Source organism: Hymenobacter negativus (genome assembly GCF_016056375.1).
Classification (GTDB): domain Bacteria; phylum Bacteroidota; class Bacteroidia; order Cytophagales; family Hymenobacteraceae; genus Hymenobacter; species Hymenobacter negativus_A.
Genome location: NZ_JAEDAE010000007.1, coordinates 50,697 through 68,704, shown reverse-complemented (window position 1 = coordinate 68,704; position 18,008 = coordinate 50,697). Strand labels below are relative to the sequence as shown.

Here is an 18,008-nt window from a genome sequence, read left to right as displayed (position 1 = left end):
ACTTGACCAAACGGGCCCAGCTTGGCCTTGAGATATAATGCTACTCAAAAAGTTCCACCAGCTACCCCTGCAGATGTTGGGTGTAACTACTGTTTTTTTGCTAATTTTAGACTAAAAAAAGCCAACTGCCGCCGATTGGCAGAGGTTAGGTTGGATGGTGGCCTGTACCTACGCAACTTTGGGCCGGCCAAGCGGCCGAATTGTTTGGTGCACCGTGCCGGCGAGTTGCCAAGCTGCTGCCATTCGTCCTACTTATTGCTTAATACTGTGCTGCCGGTCTGCCGTCCGTTTTTTGCTTGCTGTCGCCGGGCTTGCCAGACCTGGGGCCGGAGCGGGCGGGTATATCTGCTGCTAGGTGGGCTGCTTGCCACCCATCTAGCCCAGGCCCAAACCGACATGCGCCCGCCATCCGGTGGCTGGGCCCCGCCGCCCCGGGTCACCGACCCAGCCCACCGGCCAGTTGCTCGCCCCCAGTGGCCCAACGACTCGCTGGAGCGACTGCTGGCCTATGTGCGCCTGGCGCATGCTATTCAAGACCAGCACCGCCCCGACTCCGCTGCCCACTACCTGGGGCGGGCCTGGCGGCTGGCCGGGGCGCGGCAAAGGCAGCAGCGGCCAGCCGCCGTGGTGGCGTTGGCTAACGAGCTGGCTGGGCAGCACTACGTTAAAGGCAACTTTGATAGCACCCTCTACTATTATCAACAAGCAGCACAGCAGTTTCGGAGAGTAGGACCCGACAGCAGCCTGGCGCCCGACCCGGCCACCACCCGGCCCACCAACTCGCGCCGACCGATTCCTCATTCGCTGGACGGGATTCTGGCCAATGCCGGCTCGGCCTGTCGCGTCCTGGGCCGGCTGCCCCTGGCGTTGCGTTACTACGAGCGGGCCCGAAACCTCTACCAACGGCAAGGTAATCTGAGTGGCATCGGCTGGACGCAATGCCTGATAGGCGAAGCCTACGCCGCTCAGGGCAACTACCCCCAGGCCGAGCAGGCGTATGAGCAGGCCCTAGTTACCTATCGCCGCTACGCACAACCAGCCGCCAACCGAGACCCGGGCGGGGGTGCTCTGGCCGACGTGCTGCTGAACTACTACCTGCCCCTGCTGCTGGACGGCCACAGCAGCCGGCCACCCGCCTACGCCAGTGCCCTGGCCGCCGAGGCCACCGCGCTGGTGCGGGCCGCTCCCTACAACGCTTTGCTGCTCACACGTCTGAACCTGGTACCGGTCCAGGTGGCTCTGCAAGCCGGCCAGCCGGCCGAGGCGGCCCCCTGGCTGAGCCGCGCCCGCACCTGGCTGCGCCGCGGGGCCTCGTCTGACACCGCGGTGGCCGGCTGGCCCGCCCGCAACCAGCCCTACGCCGAAGTGAAATCCCTGACCCTGGGCCTGATGGCCTGGCAGCAGCAGCCCACCCACCCCGAGCGGGCCCGTAGCCTGCTAGCCGAGGCCGTGGCCCTGCTCACCCGCTACCCCCGCACCGCTCCCCAGCCCAAGCCCCGCCAAACCCTGGCCCGAATTGCCTTGGCCATGGGCGAGCCGGCTGCCGCTGTGGTGCTGCTGCGGCCCCTGCTGCGCGTCTACCAGCAGTCGGGCAGCCTGCTGCCGCTGAGCCAGCTCACCGAATTGCTTACCCAAGCCTATGCCCGGGTCGGCCGCTACGACAGCGCCTACGCCTATTCCCGCCGTACCCAGACCCTTACTGATACCCTGCGCCAGGCTCAGCAGTTTGCGGCCCTGGCCGCCTCCGAGGCCCGGTTTCGTAGCCGCGAACAGGCCTCTCAAATTGCCCACCTCACCGAGCGCGAGCGCCAGCAGGCCCGCTCGGTGCGCTTGGCCGTGGCCGGGGCTGGGCTGCTGGCTCTGTTAGCGCTGGCCATCCTACTGGCCCTGCGCATCACCCGCCGCCTCAATGGGCGGTTGGCCGTTCAGACCGTCCAGTTGCAAGCCCAGGCCGAGCGCCTCCAGGAGCAGGCCGAACACCTCCAGCTGCAAACTGAGCACCTACAGGCCCAGACCGAGCGCCTGGGCGAGATGGATGCGGCCAAAAACCAGTTTTTTGCCAATGCCAGCCACGAGCTACGCACCCCACTCACGCTGGTGCTGGCCCCGCTCGACACCCTGCTGCACGCCCCGGCCCAGAAGCTGCCCGCCGCCGCGCGCGCCGCCGTGGCCCTGGCCCACCGCCAAGCCCAGCGCCTGCACGAATTGGTGAACCGCATCCTGGACCTGACCAAGCTCGAAGCCGGGCAACTGGCGGTGCAGCCCGTGCCCACGGCCGTGGCCCTGCTGCTGCGCAACCTGCTGGCCTCCTTCGAGCCGCTGGCGGCCGCTCGGGGCCTGTCCCTGCACGGCCCCGAACGGCTGCCAGCGGCGTTGCATCTGCTGCTGGATGCGGACAAGGTGGCGCAAATTCTGACCAACCTGCTCGGCAACGCTTTGAACCACACGCCTGTCGGCGGCACCGTGACGCTAACGGCTGCCCTACCTGCCCCCGACGGCTATTACACCCTGACCGTGCAGGACACCGGCCCTGGTATCGCGCCTGCCGAGCAGGAACGGGTGTTCGAGCGCTTCTACCAGGGCAAGCAACGCCAGGCGCAGGGCGGCACCGGCCTGGGCCTGGCCCTGAGCCGCGAACTGGCTACCCTGCTGGGGGGTACTCTCACGCTGGTCAGCCCGCCCGGCCAGGGCGCCGCCTTTACCCTGCGCTTTCCAGCTACGGTGTTAAGAGTTGAGAGTGAAGAGTTAAGAGTTGAAAGAGTGAACGAACTGGACTTAAGAAATAAGAGGGCGGAAATAGGGCCTGTGTCTGACGACGCGTCGATATCCCCAACTTTTAACTCTTCACTCCTAACTCTTAACTCTACGAAGCCCCGCGTGCTGGTGGTGGAAGACCATCCCGACCTGCGCGAATACCTGAACGGGCTGCTGGCGCCCACCTACGAGGTGCTAACGGCCACTGACGGCCAAGACGCGCTGGAACTGCTGACCCGCGAAGCGCCCGTGGACTTGGTAATCACCGACGCCATGATGCCGCGCCTGAGCGGCACCGAGCTGCTGGCCCAGCTTAAGGCCGACCCGGCCCGCGCCGGCCTGCCCGTGCTCATGCTCACGGCCCGGGCCGATGCGGCCCACCGCCGGGCCGCCCTCACGGTGGGGGTCGACGATTACCTGACCAAGCCCTTCGTACCGGCCGAGCTGCTGGCCCGGGTGCAAGTGCTGCTGGCCCGCCACGCCGTGCGCCGCCAGTTTGCCGCCCAGCCCGAAGCCGCCATCCCGGCCGGACTGGCACCGTTCACCGGCACCGTACCGAGCACGGCGGCTGCCGAATCAGCGGCGGCAACCGAAGGAACCGGGGCGAACGAACAACTGGCTCAGTGGCAGGCCCAGGTGGCAGCCCACCTGGCCGACGAGAATTTTGGGCCGGCCGAGCTGGCGGGTTTGCTTGCCGTGAGCGAGCGCACCCTGTACCGCCGGTTGGGCGAAAGCGCCGGGCTCACGCCGGCGGCCTGGCTGCGCGAGCTACGCCTCAACCAGGCCCGGCAGCTGCTCGAAGCCGGCGATTTCCGCACGGTGGTGGCGGTGGCCGAGGCGGTGGGCTTTGCCTCGGCCAGCTACTTCAGCAGCCTGTATACCGAGCGATTTGGTCGCCGGCCCAGCGACTACCGAAAGTCGAAAAAATAGCATTTCGGAGGAGGCAGGCCGCCGCCCGGATGGCCGGAGCAGGTGTGCTGGCGGCCAAGAAAGGAGGCCATTTGCCTGCCAGAAAGGTGTAATTCCCTGCCAAAATGCGGCAGAAGACAAAATTGGCGGGGAATTGTGCCTTTTTAAAGGAGCCTCGATTCCAACTTTGTAAGAGGTAGTTACGGGTCAGCTTTTGTGTCCGCAGGCTTTGCCTACTAGCGGCTGGCCTGGGACTGCGCGGACTCCCCGTGTGCTCGCGGGGCTTACTGGCAAGCAGCCAATAGCCCGACAAACCGGCAGCACTCCCCGGCTCAAGTGGCACTACCCACCGCACTCGACTAGGCCACGCGAACACTTCACTACGAAGGGTAGCTGCCTTCGGTACCGCACCCCAGTCTTCTGATTATTTATCCTGGCTCCTCCGCTTATTTTTATGAAATACGCCTCCTCACTGTTTTCGCCAGAAAGTGCCTCGCGGTGCGCGGCTCCTTCGCTCCTCCTGCGCTGGCGCTGGGCCGTCGTGCTGCTCCTGCTCGTGGCGCCGCTGCTGGGCCGGGCACAGGACTACTGGATGACTCCGGCCATCACCACCTGCTCGGGTACCTTGTATGACCCCGACGGCCCCAACTCTAACACCGGGAACTACACCCGGAACACTACGTTCTATACCACTACCCTGACGTCGGCCACGCCTGGAGCATTCATGCGCCTCAACTTCACGAGTATGTATGGGGGGTCTGGTGATGGCGGCCTCTCCATTTACGACGGGCCGGATACCAATTCTCCACTCATCGGGGAATTCCACCAGTATAACCCCCCACCTACCACCGTGACCGCTAGCAACGCCACGGGCCAGCTCACCGTCGTTCTCAAAGTCTATCCGTATGCTCCCGGCATGTACCTGATGGGGTTTTCCGCCAATATTTCCTGCGTGAGGCTCCCGTACATCAACAGCTTCACGCCCACCAGCGGCGCGGGGGGCACCAGCGTGGTGGTCACGGGAAGGAATTTTACCGGCACCACGGCCGTGGCCTTCTACGGCCTGGCCGCGTCGAGCTTCACAGTCAACTCTGACAACCAAATTACGGCCCAGGTACCGGCCGGGGCCCCCACCGGCACCATTAGTGTCACCAATGCCTCCGGTACGGGCACCAGTGCGACCAACTTTATCACCGATACCTACTGGACGAACCCGGCAGCCATCACCACCTGCTCGGGCACGCTGTATAACCCGCGCGGCCCTAACAACGGCTACGCCGCCGGCAATGCCACCTCTACCCTGACGCCGGCCACGTCCGGGGCCAAAGTGCGCCTCAGCTTTTCGCAGTTCAGCGTGAATGAATCGGTCGTCCTCTCCATTTACGACGGGCCGGACACCAATGCTCCGCTCATCGGGCAATACTACCAGAACGACGTCCCCGGCACCGTGACGGCGACCAATGCCACCGGCCAGCTCACGGTTCGCTTGTACAGCCAACTTACTTTTAGAACGGGCGTCGCCAATTATACCGCCGCCATTTCCTGCGTCACGGGCATGCCTACGGTGAGCAGCTTCACGCCCTCCAGCGGGGGGCAGGGGGATTTGGTTGTCATCACGGGCACCGGTTTTACCAACGCGACGGGGGTGGCCTTTAATGGGGCGGTTTATAATAACCGCGTGCCGGCCCCGGGTTTTGTAATCAACTCCAGCACCCAAATTACGGTGCCGGTGCCGGCCGGGGCCACGGTTGGGCGCATCAGCGTGAGCAACGCCAACGGCGCGGGCAGCAGCAGCACCGACTTCATGCCGCTTCCCCCGGTCATCACCAGCTTCACGCCCACCAGCGGCACGGGGGGCACCAGCGTGGTCCTGACGGGGAGGAATTTTATCGGCACCACGGCCGTGGCATTCAACGGCTTGGCGGCGCCAAACTTCGTGGTCAACTCCAGCACCCAAATTACGGTGCAGGTGCCGGCCGGGGTCACCACCGGCCCCATCAGTGTCACCACCGGCTTCGGCACGGGCAATAGCAGCCCCTTCGCCACCGACGTCATTATTATCGGCACAGCGGCCGTCACCACCTGCTCGGGCAGCATCTACGATTCGGGCGGGCCCAACGGCAACTACGGCAACGACGAGAACCTGACGACCACCATCGGCCCCGGCACGGCCGGGGCCAAGGTGCGGATTAGCTTCTCCCAGATAAACACAAGAAGTGGTACGGATGTCCTGCGCGTGTATGACGGCCCCAACACCAGCGCGCCCCTCCTTCGCTCCTTCGGTGCCGGCAGCGCGGGCGGTGTCGTGACAGCCACGAACCCCACCGGCCAGCTGACGCTGAATTTCACCTCCGGCAATACGAATTATTACCTGTCCGGCTTCGCGGCCGCCATTTCCTGCGTTGTGCCCACCATCAGCAGCTTCACGCCCACCAGCGGGCAGGCGGGCACTCCAGTGGTCATTACGGGCACAGAGTTCAACACCACCACGGCCGTGCGCTTCAATGGCGTGCTGGCGCCGGGCTTCGTGGTCAATTCTGATAATCAAATCACGGTGAACGTGCCGGCCGGGGCTACTTCGGGGCCGATTTCGGTGATTACTTCTTACGGCACGGCCACCAGCGCCAGCAGCTTCACGGTGCCGCAGCCCGCCCTCACGGCGGTGAGCCCGTTCCTGGGCGTGCCGGGCACGGTGCTCACCCTCACGGGCACCAACCTGAGCGGCACCAGCGCCATCACCTTCACGGGCAGCGCTGGGGTGAAAACCGTGACCAGCGGCTTCGTGGTGAATGCCGCCGGCACCCAGATAACGGGGGTGGTAGTGCCTGCCGGCGCCCAAAGCGGCCCCGTGACGGCCACCACGGGCGGCGGCACCACCCCGGTAGCCACAGCCAGCTTCGCGCGGGCCCGCACCTTGGCTGCGGGCGGCAGCCATACGGTAGCCGTGCGGGCCGATGGCTCGCTCTGGGCCTGGGGCAACAATGCCAGCGGCCAGCTCGGCCTGGGCAATACCGCCAGCCAGAATACCCCGCAGCGCGTGGGCACCGATACCAACTGGGCCAGCGTGGCCGCCGGTGGCAGCCACACCGTGGCCTTGAAAACCGATGGCTCGCTCTGGGCCTGGGGCAGCAACGCCAGCGGCCAGCTCGGCCTGAGCAATAATACTAGTCAGAACACGCCGCAGCGCGTGGGCACCGGCACCACCTGGGCCAGCGTGGCCGCCGGCACCTCCCACACGGTAGCCGTGCGGTCGGATAATACCCTGTATGCCTGGGGCCTGAACGACAACGGCCAGCTGGGCCTCGGCAACACGACCAACCAAAACGCGCCGCAACGCGTGGGCACCGATACCAACTGGGCCACTGCCAGCGCCGGCGGCAGCCACACGCTGGCCGTGAAAACCGATGGTTCGTTGTGGGCCTGGGGCAGCAACGCCAACGGCCAGTTGGGCATCGGCAGCACCACGGCCAAGTCGGCGCCCCAACGGGTGGGCAGCGGCACCAGCTGGGCGAGCGTGGCCGCCGGCACCTCCCACAGCCTGGCCGTGCAGGCCGACGGCTCTTTGTGGGCCTGGGGCGCCAACGCCAGCCGCCAGCTGGGCCTGGGCAGCACCACGGCCGACCAAAACACGCCGCAGCCGGTGGGCAGCGGCACCAACTGGCTGAGCGCCGCCGCCGGCGACGCGCACAGCCTGGCTGTGCAGGCTGACGGCACGCTCTGGGCCTGGGGCAGCAATGCCAACGGCCAGCTCGGCCTGGGCAACACCACCAACCAGACCACCCCGCAAGCCGTGGCGGCCGTCACCAGCTGGCTGAGCGCCGCGGCGGGCACCGGCTATTCGGCGGGCGAGCAAAGCTGCGGGGCCGCCTGGGCCTGGGGCCTGAACACCACCGGCCAGGTGGGCGACGGCAGCACCACCACGCGCACCAGCCCAGTACTCATTTATAATCCCCTCAGCCTGCTCACCTTCACGCCTGCTACGGCCGGGAGCGGTAGCCCCGTCACGGTGACGGGCACCAACCTGGCCGGCCTCACGGCCCTCACGGTGAACGGGGCCAACGCCTTGGCCAGCGTGACCAACAGCACGGCCACGGGCTTCACCTTCGTAGTACCAGCTGCGGCCCCGCTCGGCGCGGGCACCGTGACCGTGGCGGCCGGCTGCGGCACGGGCAGCAGCACGGCCTTCACGGTGGGCGCGCCCACGCCCATTCTCAACACGGTGAGCCCCGTGGCCGAACTGCCGGGCCAGGCCGTGACGCTCACGGGCCTCAACTTCACCAGCACCAGTACGGTGAGTTTCGGCGGGGTGGCCGCGGCCAGCGTGACCTACAATTCGGCCACTTCGCTCACGGCCGTGGTGCCGGTGAGCGCCACGCCGGGCAGCAGCGCCGTGGTGGTGAGCACCGCCACCGGCAGCAGCCCCAACAGCCCGGCCTTCGAGGTGCTGCAAGTGTACCGGGGCACGGCGGCCAGCGGCTGCCTGGCCACGGCCAGCGTGAGCATAACGGGCAGCGGCGGGGCCAATACTTGGCGCTACCTGCGCCTGCCCGGCGCGGGCGGGGCCGTGGTGGCCGCCATCGAGGACACCCGCAACCTGGGCACCGTGTCGGCAGGTATACTCGACCTGGGCACGGCCACGACCGCGCCCGTGCGCACCGACGCCAACGTTCAGGCCTACTTCGACCGCAACTTCACCCTCACGGCCACCAACAAGACCTTCACCGGCCAGACCGTGCGCGTGCGCTTCTTTGGGCTGAACAGCGCGCTGACCCGCCTGGCGGCGGTGGATGCCAACGCCACGCTGGCCGGCCTGAAAGCCTCGCAATACAGCGGCGCCAACGAAAACTGCGACCTGGTCGACAACGACCCGAACGGCGAGTCGCGCCTGCTGCCCGCGCCCGCCACCATGCTCAGCGGAGCCGACTGGTTTACGGCCCAGGTGAGCGTGACCAACCATTTCTCCGAGTTCTACCTGACCGCGGCCAGCGTGCCGCTGCAAGCCGTGAGCCAGGCCCCCATGCTCACGGGCGTGTCGCCGGCGCGCAACCTGCCCACGGCCCCGCGGGGGGCCAACGTGGCGCTCACCTTCTCGCAGCCCATTGCGACGGGCACGGCGGGCAACGTGCGCGTGTTTGGCTCGCAAAGCGGTGGGCAACTGGTGCGCGGCGGCAATGCCACCGCCAGCGGCAACCTCATTACCGTGGACCCGACCCGTCCGTTTGCGCCCGGCGAACGGGTGATGGTGACGGTGCCGGCCACGGTGCAGAGCACGGCAGGCTACAATGCGCTGGCCCAAGTGCATGAATTTACGGCCGGGACGGTCCCGGCCACCGGCACCTTCCTCACCCCCCCGACGCAGCTCAACATGGGAGGAGCGGCGACTGCGGTAGCCGTGGGCGACCTGAACGGCGACGGCATGCTGGACGTGGTAACCAGTGACCCTTACAGCAAGGGCTTTTATTCTGCCTTTCCATCCCCGGGGGTAGTGGTGCGGCTAGGGGCGGGGGGCGGCCAGTTTGACGCGGCCGGCAGCAATCCGCTCTCTGACCCCGGCAACATTACATTGGGCGACGTAGACGGCGACGGCGACCTGGACATTGTCATAACCCCAAAAACTTACAATGGCAGCATCACCGTTAGGCTGAACAACTCGCAAGGTCAATTTCCCTCTGGTGGTCGAAATATTTATCTATACTCATATACTGGACCTAGCCACGTAGTACTGGGCGACGTAGACGGCGACGGCGACCTGGACATGCTGATAGCCGCCAGCCAGGCGTCCGTCAGCTTCAACGATGGCACTGGCAACTTCACTAGTGCCTCCTCTACTGCCTCCAGCATCCCCACAGCTAATGCAGCGTCGGATGTGGCGCTGGCCGACGTGGACGGCGACGGCGACCTGGATGCCCTGATAGCCAACAACAACCAGGTGAGCGTGCGGCTCAACAACGGCAGCGGCAGCTTTAGCGGCGGCACTGACGTGCCCGTGGGCGGCGCACTCAATAAGCTGGCGGTGGGCGACGTGAACGGCGACGGCTACCTGGACTTTGCGACGAGCAGTGGGTCGGCGGCCTCGCTGAGCGTGCGGCTCAACAACGGCAATGGCACGTTCGGGGGCGGCACCGACTATCCGGTGAGCTTCACGCCGGGCTCCCTGGCGCTGGGCGACGTGGACGGCGACGGCTACCTCGACCTGGCGGCGGCTGGCTACTCGAGTAGCAGCAACTCTCCGGGGCAAGCGGCGGTGCGGTTAAATAACGGCAACGGCACGTTCAGCGGCGGCTCCGACTTTGCCACTGGGGGAAGTCGGGCCTCCGTGGCGCTAGGCGACATGGACAACGACGGCACCCTCGACTTGGTCACGCCGCACCTCGGCTACCAGTCGGGCTATGACTTTAATAGCCAGGTCCCTATTTTCTCAATGGCCGACCTTTATATTCGCTTCAATACGGCCTTGCCGCCGACCATCACCGGCTTTTCGCCGCAGAGCGGACCGGCGGGCACGCTCGTCACCATCACCGGCACCAACCTGAACCAAGTGCGCGGCGTGCGCTTCGGCGGCAGCAATGAGCTAGCCCTCTTAGACCCTAATGCAGTACAGACGGCCACCAGCCTCACGGTGCTGGTGCCGGTGCGGGCGGCCAGCGGCGTCATTACCCTCACCTCTGCGCAGGGCGTTAACGTGCCCACGGCCACGTCCTTTACCTACACGCCCCGCCCCCTGGACTTGGTGGCCACGTTGAGCCCGGCCGGGCCGCTGGATGTGTGCCAGCCGCGCACCCTCACGGCCACGGCCGCTAGCCCGGCATTTGCTGCCGGGGACGGCATTAATTTGGCCGTCTTTGCGGCACTGGAGCAGCCCAATGGCAAGCTGCTGCTGGGCGGTGCCTTCACCACCTATAAGGGCGCGCCGGCCAACCGCCTCATCCGGCTCAACCCCGACGGCAGCCCCGACGCCACCCTCAACACCGGCACCGGCGCGGGCTTCAATGGCACGGTGTATAGCGCCGCGCTGCAAGCCGATGGCAAGCTGCTGGTGGGCGGTATCTTCACCACCTATCAGGGCGCGCCGGCCAACCAACTGATTCGGCTCAACCCCGACGGCAGCCCCGACGCCACCTTCAACACCGGCGCCGGTGCGGGCTTCACCGGCGGCACGGTGGGCGTGAACAGTATTGCAGTGCAGCCCGATGGCAAAATTCTGCTGGGCGGCGACTTCACCACCTATCAGGGTGCGACGGCCAACCGCCTCATCCGGCTCAACCCCGACGGCAGCCCCGACATTCTGTTCGGCACCGGCACGGGTGCTACCGTGGGTCTCAATGGCGTGGTGAACAGCATTGTGGTGCAGCCCGATGGCAAAATTCTGCTGGGCGGCGACTTCACCATGTACAAGGACGCTACGGCTAGCTACCTCATCCGGCTCAACGCCGATGGCAGCCCCGACGCCAGCTTTGCCGTCGGCAACAGCTTTCAAAATACGGTGTATGGGCTGGCCCTGCAGGCCGACGGCAAAGTGCTGGTGCATGGGAGTACTTTTTCGCAATCCCTCCGCTACCTTGTCCGACTCACCGCTAACGGCAGCACCGACGGCACCTTCAACGCCGGGGCCTTAAGCGGCACGGTGAACCACTTGGCGCTGCAGGCCGATGGTAAGATAGTGGTAGTCGGCACCTTCACTAGGCCTGGCAGCCGCATCGCGCGGCTCACCACCACTGGCAGTGTGGATGGCACCTTCAACGCTGGTGGTTTGGGCCTCGACAACGGGGCGCGGCGGGTGCTGGTACAGTCCGACGGCAACATCCTGGTAACCGGCGGCTCATTCCTGAACTACAACGGCGCTGCTGCCCCCAAGCTCATTCGCCTCAACGCTGACGGTATCCCCAATATGCCTACTCCCGTGAGTGGGGCCACGTTCACCTTCTCGCCGGGCGGCACAACGACCAACCCGCTCGTCACCAACACGGCCGGCACCTACTCGGTGGTGGCCAGCCTCAACGGGGCCACGTCGGCGGCTTCCAACGTCGTCACGCTCACGCCCTGCACTACTATGCCCACCGTCACAGTGCTGAGCACCGCAGCCGAGCTGCCGGGGATGCCCGTTACCATCACGGGCACGGGCTTCGCGGCGGGCAGCACCGTCTCGTTTGGTGGCGCGGCAGCCAGCAGCGTAACGGTGGCTTCGGCTACCTCGCTCACGGCGGTGGTGCCGGCCGGCGCGGTGCCGGGCATCAGCGCCGTGGTGGTGAGCACGCCCGGTCTCGGCAACAGTGCCGGCGCACCGCCCTTCACCGTACTGGCCGTGTACAGTGGGGCCACCCTGGGCGCCTGCCTCCCGGCCGTGCCCGCCACGGCCAGCGTGGGCGACGGCGCCTGGCACTACCTGCTGAGCAGCGGCGGCCAGGTGGTAGCGGCCTATAACTACACCGGTACTTCGCTGGGCAACCTCTCCATCGATGTGCTGCTGGCCGACCCGTCCCAGCCCGTGCGCCAGGATGCGGGCAACCGCTACTACCTGGGCCGTAACTGGCACCTCACCGCCAGCGCCGGCCGCTTCGACGGCCGCACCGTGCAGCTGCGCCTCTATGGCCTCAACAGCGAGCAGGCGCGCTTGCAAGTGGAAGACCCCACCGCCACCCTGGCCAACCTAAAAGCCACCCAGTACAGCGGCCCCAACGAGGACTGCCAACTGGCCAACAACGCAGCCTCCGGCGAGCGCCGGGTGCTGCTCGCCCCGGCCAACTCACCGGCCGGCACGGCTTGGTTTGCGGCCGAGCTGGCCGTGACCGACCACTTCTCCGAGTTCTACCTCACCGGCAGCCCCACTCCGCTGCCCGTGGAGTTGCTGAGCTTTACGGCCGAAAAGCGCGGCACTACCGTAGCGCTGGCCTGGGCCACGGCCTCGGAGAAGAACTCCGACCGGTTTGAGGTGGAGCGCAGCCGCGACGGCCGCAGCTTCGAACGTATCGGCCAGGTGGCTGCCGCCGGCAGCAGCACCAGCGTCCGCCGCTACGACTTCCTCGACCGCCAGTACCCCGGCGAAACTAACCATCTCTACTACCGCCTGCGGCAGGTGGACTTGGACGGCACTTTCAGTTATTCGCCTGCGCGCACCGTGACAGTGGGCGGCCCGGCCACGCTGGCGCTATTCCCCAACCCGACGCACGGCGGCGCGGCCACCCTCACGGGCGCGGCGCCGAGTACCACGGTGCGCGTGTACGACGCCTTGGGCCGCGAGGTGCTGGCCGCTACGGCCGATGCCAATGGCACAGCGGCGCTGGTGCTGCCCGCCGGACTACCCACCGGCGTGTACGTGGTGCGCGCCGGCAGCAAAGCCCTGCGCCTCACGGTGGAGTAAGGCCCCTAATCTTTTTATCCAAGTTGAAAAGCCCGTCGTTCGCCGCGACGGGCTTTTTGACGCTTAATGGGGAGAGCACACCGGCGACCGGGCTACGCAATTTGCACCGGTATTGTGCCTGGCAGCGACTGGCAACTGGTAGCAGTGGAAGGCGTGTGGGGCATGGGCCAGCAGTACGCCACCAAGCTACACGGGCTGGGCATCACTCCGGCGGCCCTGGCCCGGTGCACCGAGGCGATGTTTTAGTAAGCTCTCGATATCAACCGGGGGCTAAGCCGAGGGCAATAAATAAAAAAGGCCACTCACGGTATCGTAAGTGGCCTTGTAGCGCTCCCTCCTGGGCTCGAACCAGGGACCCTCTGATTAACAGTCAGATGCTCTAACCGGCTGAGCTAAGGAAGCTTTTTTCTAGTCCGAAACCCGGTTGTTGTTGTTTCGGAGTGCAAATCTACAACGGGCTTTTGAAGATACACAAGCCCCAATCTGTTTTTTTTCAAAAAAATCTGCGGCAACTCAGTTGGTAATGTTGAGAATATTGCCTTGCAGGCTGGTACTGTACTGTTTAAGCGGCCGGGGCGTGGGGCCACCGGTTATCTGGCCCTGTAAATCAAATTGCGAATTGCAGCAAGAATCGCGCATAAAGAGCCTCGATTTGTCCAGACTGACCGTGGCGCAGGCGTCGTAGGGACGGTAAGGACAGTTGCGCTCGAAGGCCAGATAGGTGCTGGCGTTTTGGCGGACCACAATTACGCCCTTCACCCCACCGGTACCAGCCGGGCCTTTCACGGGCAGCGTCACGGCTCCATTATTGGCGCGCAGGTTCACGTATTCCTGGTTGGTGAGTACCAGGCTTAGGTTCACCGGCGCGTAGGGAATGAGGGGCTGGTCGTCGTTTTTGGCGCCGCACGCCGCCACGCCCAGCAGCAAGCATAAAATCAGAAAGAGTGGGAGGCGCTGCATAAGGGAATTAGAACGAAGCATGGCTTACTAAGCATTTGCGGGGACGCAAAATTCCCGGCCCACTCGCTCCTCACCAACGCTAGCCGGCCGTGCTTATTTCTTAAACAGCGAATTGACAAACGTGTGGCGGTCGAACAACTGCAAGTCGGTCATCTTCTCTCCCACCCCAATGTAGCGCACCGGGATGCTGAACTGGTCTGAAATGCCAATCACTACGCCGCCGCGCGCCGTGCCGTCGAGCTTGGTAATGGCCAGGGCCGTGACTTCGGTGGCTTTGGTGAACTCCTTGGCCTGCATAAAGGCATTCTGACCGGTGCTGCCGTCCAGCACCAGCAATACCTCGTGCGGCGCGTCGGGAATCATCTTTTGCATCACGCGCTTGATTTTGCTCAGCTCGTTCATCAGGTTCACCTTATTGTGCAGGCGGCCGGCGGTGTCGATTATGATGACATCGGCGCCCATTTCCACGCCGGTTTTCACGGCATCAAAGGCCACAGAGGCGGGGTCGGTGTTCATGCCGTGGCTTACCACGGGCACGCCCACGCGCTGGCCCCAGATGATGAGCTGGTCGACGGCGGCGGCGCGGAAGGTATCGGCCGCGCCCAGCACCACCTTTTTGCCGGCTGAGTGAAAGCGGTGGGCCAGCTTGCCGATGGTCGTGGTTTTGCCCACGCCGTTCACGCCCACTACCATGATAACGAAGGGCTGGCCGGTGCTACCGGCCCGGTCCAGCACGGCCATGGAGCCGGACTTATTGTCCTCGAGCAGGCCCGCGATTTCCTCACGCAGGATGCGGTCGAGTTCGCCGGTACTCACGTATTTGTCGCGGGCCACGCGGCCCTCAATGCGGTCAATAACCTTCACCGTGGTTTCGATGCCCACATCGGCGTGCACCAGCAGCGTTTCCAAGTCGTCGAGCACGGACTCGTCCACGGTGCTTTTGCCCACCACGGCCTTGCTCAGCTGCTCGAAGAAGTTGGTTTTGGTCTTTTCCAGGCCGGCATCAAGCGAGGCTTGCTGGGCAGGAGTTTCCTTGTCCTTTTTAAAAAAATCGAAGAGGCCCATAGGGAGGGAAGATATTGGAGCGGGGTGATACCCCTACACGCAAAAAGTCCCACGAAGGTGGGACTTTTTAAACTTTTACAAAGCCGAACCCGGCCAGCAACTATTTGTTGCCGGTAGCCAAGTAATCCTGCACTTTGTCGAGCAGTACCATTTCCTCACGGAAAGTGTAAGCACCGGTCTTCTCCGATTTCACGGCACGAATCACCTTAGCCCAGTTCTTGGCGTTTTCGGTGGTTTTCAGCGTAGCAACTACTTTCTTAGCCATTGTTCAGGTTATTTAATTTCCTTGTGAACGGTCATTTTCTTGAGGATGGGGTTGAATTTCTTCAACTCGATGCGCTCAGGGGTGTTTTTGCGGTTCTTGGTGGTGATGTAGCGCGAGGTGCCCGGCATCCCCGAGGTTTTATGCTCGGTGCATTCCATGATAACCTGCACCCGGTTTCCTTTCTTGGCCATCTCGACGGGGGTGTGTGTTTTAAAATTTAGGACTGCAAAGGTACGGGGAATTTTGGAAAATGCAAAGTACCTGTCGCATAAACGAATGGAGCATAATTGCTAGTTCATGCTCTTGGTCACTTCAATTCCGGCAGCTTGAAGCCTTCCAGTGCGCTTGGTTCGGCCATTAGCTTCTCAATATCGGCCACCGTGCGCGGGGCTTCGGCCGAGAGATTCTCGTAGCCGGTGGCGGTAATCAAGGCGTCGTCTTCGATGCGCACGCCGATGTTCCACCACTTGGGGTCGCAGGGCGAGCCGGCGGGGATGTAGATGCCGGGCTCGACGGTGATGACATTGCCGGGCACCAGCGGGCCATAGCTGCCGCTGTCGTGCACGTCGAGGCCGAGGTAGTGGCTGGCGCCGTGGGGGTAGTATTTGCGGAATTCCTCCTTCTTTTTGATGATGCCAAGCCTGACGAGGCCCGCAGCCACTACTTCCTGAGTGGCCTTGTTGGGGGCATCAAAATTGGCACCCGGGCGGCAGGCGGCGAAACCGGCTTCCTGGGCAGCCAGCACCAGCTCGTAAATCTGGCGCTGGGCGGGGCTGAAGGTGCCGGAGGGCGGCGCGGTGCGCGTGACATCGGCGGAGTAGCCGTGGTATTCGGCCCCGCAGTCCATGAGCACAAGGTCGTTGTCGAGGCGCTGGCGGTCGTTGGTTTCGTAGTGGAGGATGCAGCCGTTGGCCCCGCCGCCCACAATGCTGGGGTAGCCCTGAAACTCGGCGCCGTAGCGGCGGTACACGTATTCGTGCAGGCCCTGCACTTCCATTTCGCCCATCTCGGGGCGCAGCAGCTTCATCACTTCGCGCTGGCCCTGGGCGCTGATGCGGATAGCGCGGCGCAGTAAGGCCAGCTCCTCAGGGGTTTTGATGGCGCGCAGGTCGCCGAGCTTTTCGCCCAGCGTGGCATCGTCGAGACGGCCGGGCGGGTGCGCTTCGATGGCGGCTTTGCGGGCGGCATCGTTGGTAGCGGCCAAGAAATCCTTGAGCAGAGGCGAGGTTGCCAGGGCCGGATTCTTTTTTACGGCTTCGCCGAGGTAGCCGGCGGCCTCTTTGCCGTTGCGCAGCCCGTAGCGGCGGGTCATGTTTTCGGCCTCCGAAACCGTGGGATTGTAATTGTTGGTCAGGCCGGCCTGCTGGCGGAAGGTATTAACTAGACTGAAAAGGTCGGCGGGATTCTCGGCATCGTCGCGGGCATCGGTGGGTAAGCCGTCGAATAGCACCTTGTCGAAGTCATTCCACTTGATGCCAGCGGCTTCGAAGTCTTTGTTATCGGCCGCAAACTGGAGCAGGAGCTGGTTTTTGGTGCCCATCGCGCCCAGGCGGCGGCCGGTCCAGGATTCGCGGCGCGGGTCGCGGGGCTGGGTGAAGAGGGCCTCGGTCACGCCGGGCTGGCCACCCACGGTGCGCGGCTCTTTAAAAAGCAGCAGCACGGCATCGGGCTCTTCGTAGCCGGTGAGGTAGTGAAAATCGGGGTTTTGGTGGTAGATGTAGTCCACGTCGTTGGCCCGGTTGCGGACGGGCGCAGCAAACACCACGGCCACGCTATTGGCCGGCATTTGGGACCGGAGCAGTTCGCGGCGCTGCCTGTGGAAGGCGGGCGAGAGGAAATCGGTAGGCCGGGCCGGGGCCGCATTATTGGTCAGCGGCTCGGGGATGGATGTGGGGGCCTGGGCTTGGGCCGAGAGGGTCAGCAGCCCCTGCAGACCGATAAAAACCAATGACGAAGCTTGTGGCCACGGCCGCGGCGACAGGAAATGGGAAGAGAACCGGAGCGGCATAAGCATCAGGATTTGGCGGGAACAATCAGATTACCAGACAAGGTAGCGGCCAACAGACAAAGCCAGCGCCGATACGGTTGCCTGGAAAGACAACCGTATCGGCGCTGGCTTTGAAAATTTGAAGCGAAGAATCAGCCTTTCAGCCAACATTTCGCCGCAACATCACTTTAATCTAGTAAACGATGAAGCCCTGCTCCTTGGCCTTCTTCAGGACCGACATGATGCCGTTCTTGTTGATGGTGCGGATGGTGGACGTAGCAACTTTCAGGGTCACCCAAGCATCCTGCTCGGGGATGTAGAAGCGCTTTTTCTGCAGGTTCGGGTAGAACTTGCGCTTGGTCTTGTTGTTAGCGTGCGAAACGTTGTTACCAACGCGGGTACGCTTGCCGGTCAAATCACAAACACGGGCCATGATATCGGAGGGTTAAATTATTTACAAAGCAGGGAAACGGGCCGCAAATATCGGCAAAAGTCTGGCATTCACCAAACACCCCGCCCTTATTTCCCGTCGGATGCGCCCTGAGTGCCTGGTTTGGGCCGAAATTTCCAGGGACAGTGGCGGCAGCCGCTCTGGCAGCAGCTGCCCCGGCGGCGGTGGTACTGCTCGGTGAAGACGAGGTAGCCTTCGGGCGTGTAGTAAAAATCGCCGGGCTGGAGCGACTGGGGAACGGGAGCGGGCATCGGTGAAT

The 18,008-nt window shown here is 64.3% G+C and carries 10 protein-coding genes and 1 tRNA gene; 3 read left to right on the top strand and 8 right to left on the bottom strand.

The genetic code is table 11. The features are described from left to right. Positions 1-396 precede the first annotated feature (396 nt). The 3 genes from I7X13_RS15000 (at position 397) to I7X13_RS21770 (ending at position 13,267) form a co-directional block, all read left to right on the top strand. Complete coding sequence (locus I7X13_RS15000) at positions 397-3,684, top strand: ATP-binding protein (protein ID WP_198076121.1); 3,288 nt, start codon at positions 397-399, stop codon at positions 3,682-3,684. A gap of 433 nt (positions 3,685-4,117) precedes the next feature. Continuing rightward, positions 4,118-13,021, top strand: a complete 8,904-nt coding sequence (locus I7X13_RS14995; RefSeq protein WP_198076120.1) for an RCC1 domain-containing protein — start codon at positions 4,118-4,120, stop codon at positions 13,019-13,021. Positions 13,022-13,135: 114 nt separating this feature from the next. Then, positions 13,136-13,267 carry a hypothetical protein gene (locus I7X13_RS21770; protein WP_262895110.1) on the top strand — a complete coding sequence of 44 codons (132 nt, stop codon included), beginning with the start codon at positions 13,136-13,138 and terminating at the stop codon, positions 13,265-13,267. Between the two features lie 82 nt (positions 13,268-13,349). On the opposite strand, the gene I7X13_RS14990 is transcribed toward I7X13_RS21770, so the two are convergent. From I7X13_RS14990 to I7X13_RS14955, 8 genes are all read right to left on the bottom strand, one after another. Then, positions 13,350-13,423: transfer RNA gene (locus I7X13_RS14990), tRNA-Asn, on the bottom strand. 111 nt (positions 13,424-13,534) lie between these two features. Next, positions 13,535-13,981 (bottom strand): Rieske (2Fe-2S) protein, encoded by a 447-nt coding sequence (locus I7X13_RS14985; RefSeq protein WP_198076119.1) that lies wholly within the window; start codon positions 13,979-13,981, stop codon positions 13,535-13,537. Between the two features lie 93 nt (positions 13,982-14,074). After that, positions 14,075-15,046 (bottom strand): signal recognition particle-docking protein FtsY, encoded by a 972-nt coding sequence (gene ftsY / locus I7X13_RS14980; RefSeq protein WP_198076118.1) that lies wholly within the window; start codon positions 15,044-15,046, stop codon positions 14,075-14,077. Positions 15,047-15,146: 100 nt separating this feature from the next. Continuing rightward, a complete protein-coding gene (locus tag I7X13_RS14975; RefSeq protein WP_083320826.1) occupies positions 15,147-15,311 on the bottom strand; it encodes a DUF4295 domain-containing protein in 165 nt (54 codons plus the stop codon). A gap of 8 nt (positions 15,312-15,319) precedes the next feature. Next, entirely contained in the window at positions 15,320-15,502 is a 183-nt protein-coding gene (gene rpmG / locus I7X13_RS14970) for a 50S ribosomal protein L33 (RefSeq protein ID WP_035567317.1), read from the bottom strand. Between the two features lie 116 nt (positions 15,503-15,618). Then, complete coding sequence (locus I7X13_RS14965) at positions 15,619-17,319, bottom strand: aminopeptidase P family protein (RefSeq protein ID WP_198076117.1); 1,701 nt, start codon at positions 17,317-17,319, stop codon at positions 15,619-15,621. Between the two features lie 172 nt (positions 17,320-17,491). Further along, complete coding sequence (gene rpmB / locus I7X13_RS14960; RefSeq protein ID WP_044003635.1) at positions 17,492-17,731, bottom strand: 50S ribosomal protein L28; 240 nt, start codon at positions 17,729-17,731, stop codon at positions 17,492-17,494. 86 nt (positions 17,732-17,817) lie between these two features. Further along, on the bottom strand, positions 17,818-18,000 hold the full coding sequence (locus tag I7X13_RS14955) for a DUF5522 domain-containing protein (protein WP_198076116.1): 183 nt from the start codon (positions 17,998-18,000) through the stop codon (positions 17,818-17,820). Positions 18,001-18,008 lie beyond the last annotated feature (8 nt).

Coding starts and splice junctions, on each gene's coding strand:
- I7X13_RS15000 (WP_198076121.1), top strand. CDS start 397: ATGCGCCCGCCATCCGGTGGCTGGGCCCCGCCGCCCCGGGTCACCGAC.
- I7X13_RS14995 (WP_198076120.1), top strand. CDS start 4,118: ATGAAATACGCCTCCTCACTGTTTTCGCCAGAAAGTGCCTCGCGGTGC.
- I7X13_RS14985 (WP_198076119.1), bottom strand. CDS start 13,981: ATGCAGCGCCTCCCACTCTTTCTGATTTTATGCTTGCTGCTGGGCGTG.
- ftsY (WP_198076118.1), bottom strand. CDS start 15,046: ATGGGCCTCTTCGATTTTTTTAAAAAGGACAAGGAAACTCCTGCCCAG.
- I7X13_RS14975 (WP_083320826.1), bottom strand. CDS start 15,311: ATGGCTAAGAAAGTAGTTGCTACGCTGAAAACCACCGAAAACGCCAAG.
- rpmG (WP_035567317.1), bottom strand. CDS start 15,502: ATGGCCAAGAAAGGAAACCGGGTGCAGGTTATCATGGAATGCACCGAG.
- I7X13_RS14965 (WP_198076117.1), bottom strand. CDS start 17,319: ATGCCGCTCCGGTTCTCTTCCCATTTCCTGTCGCCGCGGCCGTGGCCA.
- rpmB (WP_044003635.1), bottom strand. CDS start 17,731: ATGGCCCGTGTTTGTGATTTGACCGGCAAGCGTACCCGCGTTGGTAAC.
- I7X13_RS14955 (WP_198076116.1), bottom strand. CDS start 18,000: ATGCCCGCTCCCGTTCCCCAGTCGCTCCAGCCCGGCGATTTTTACTAC.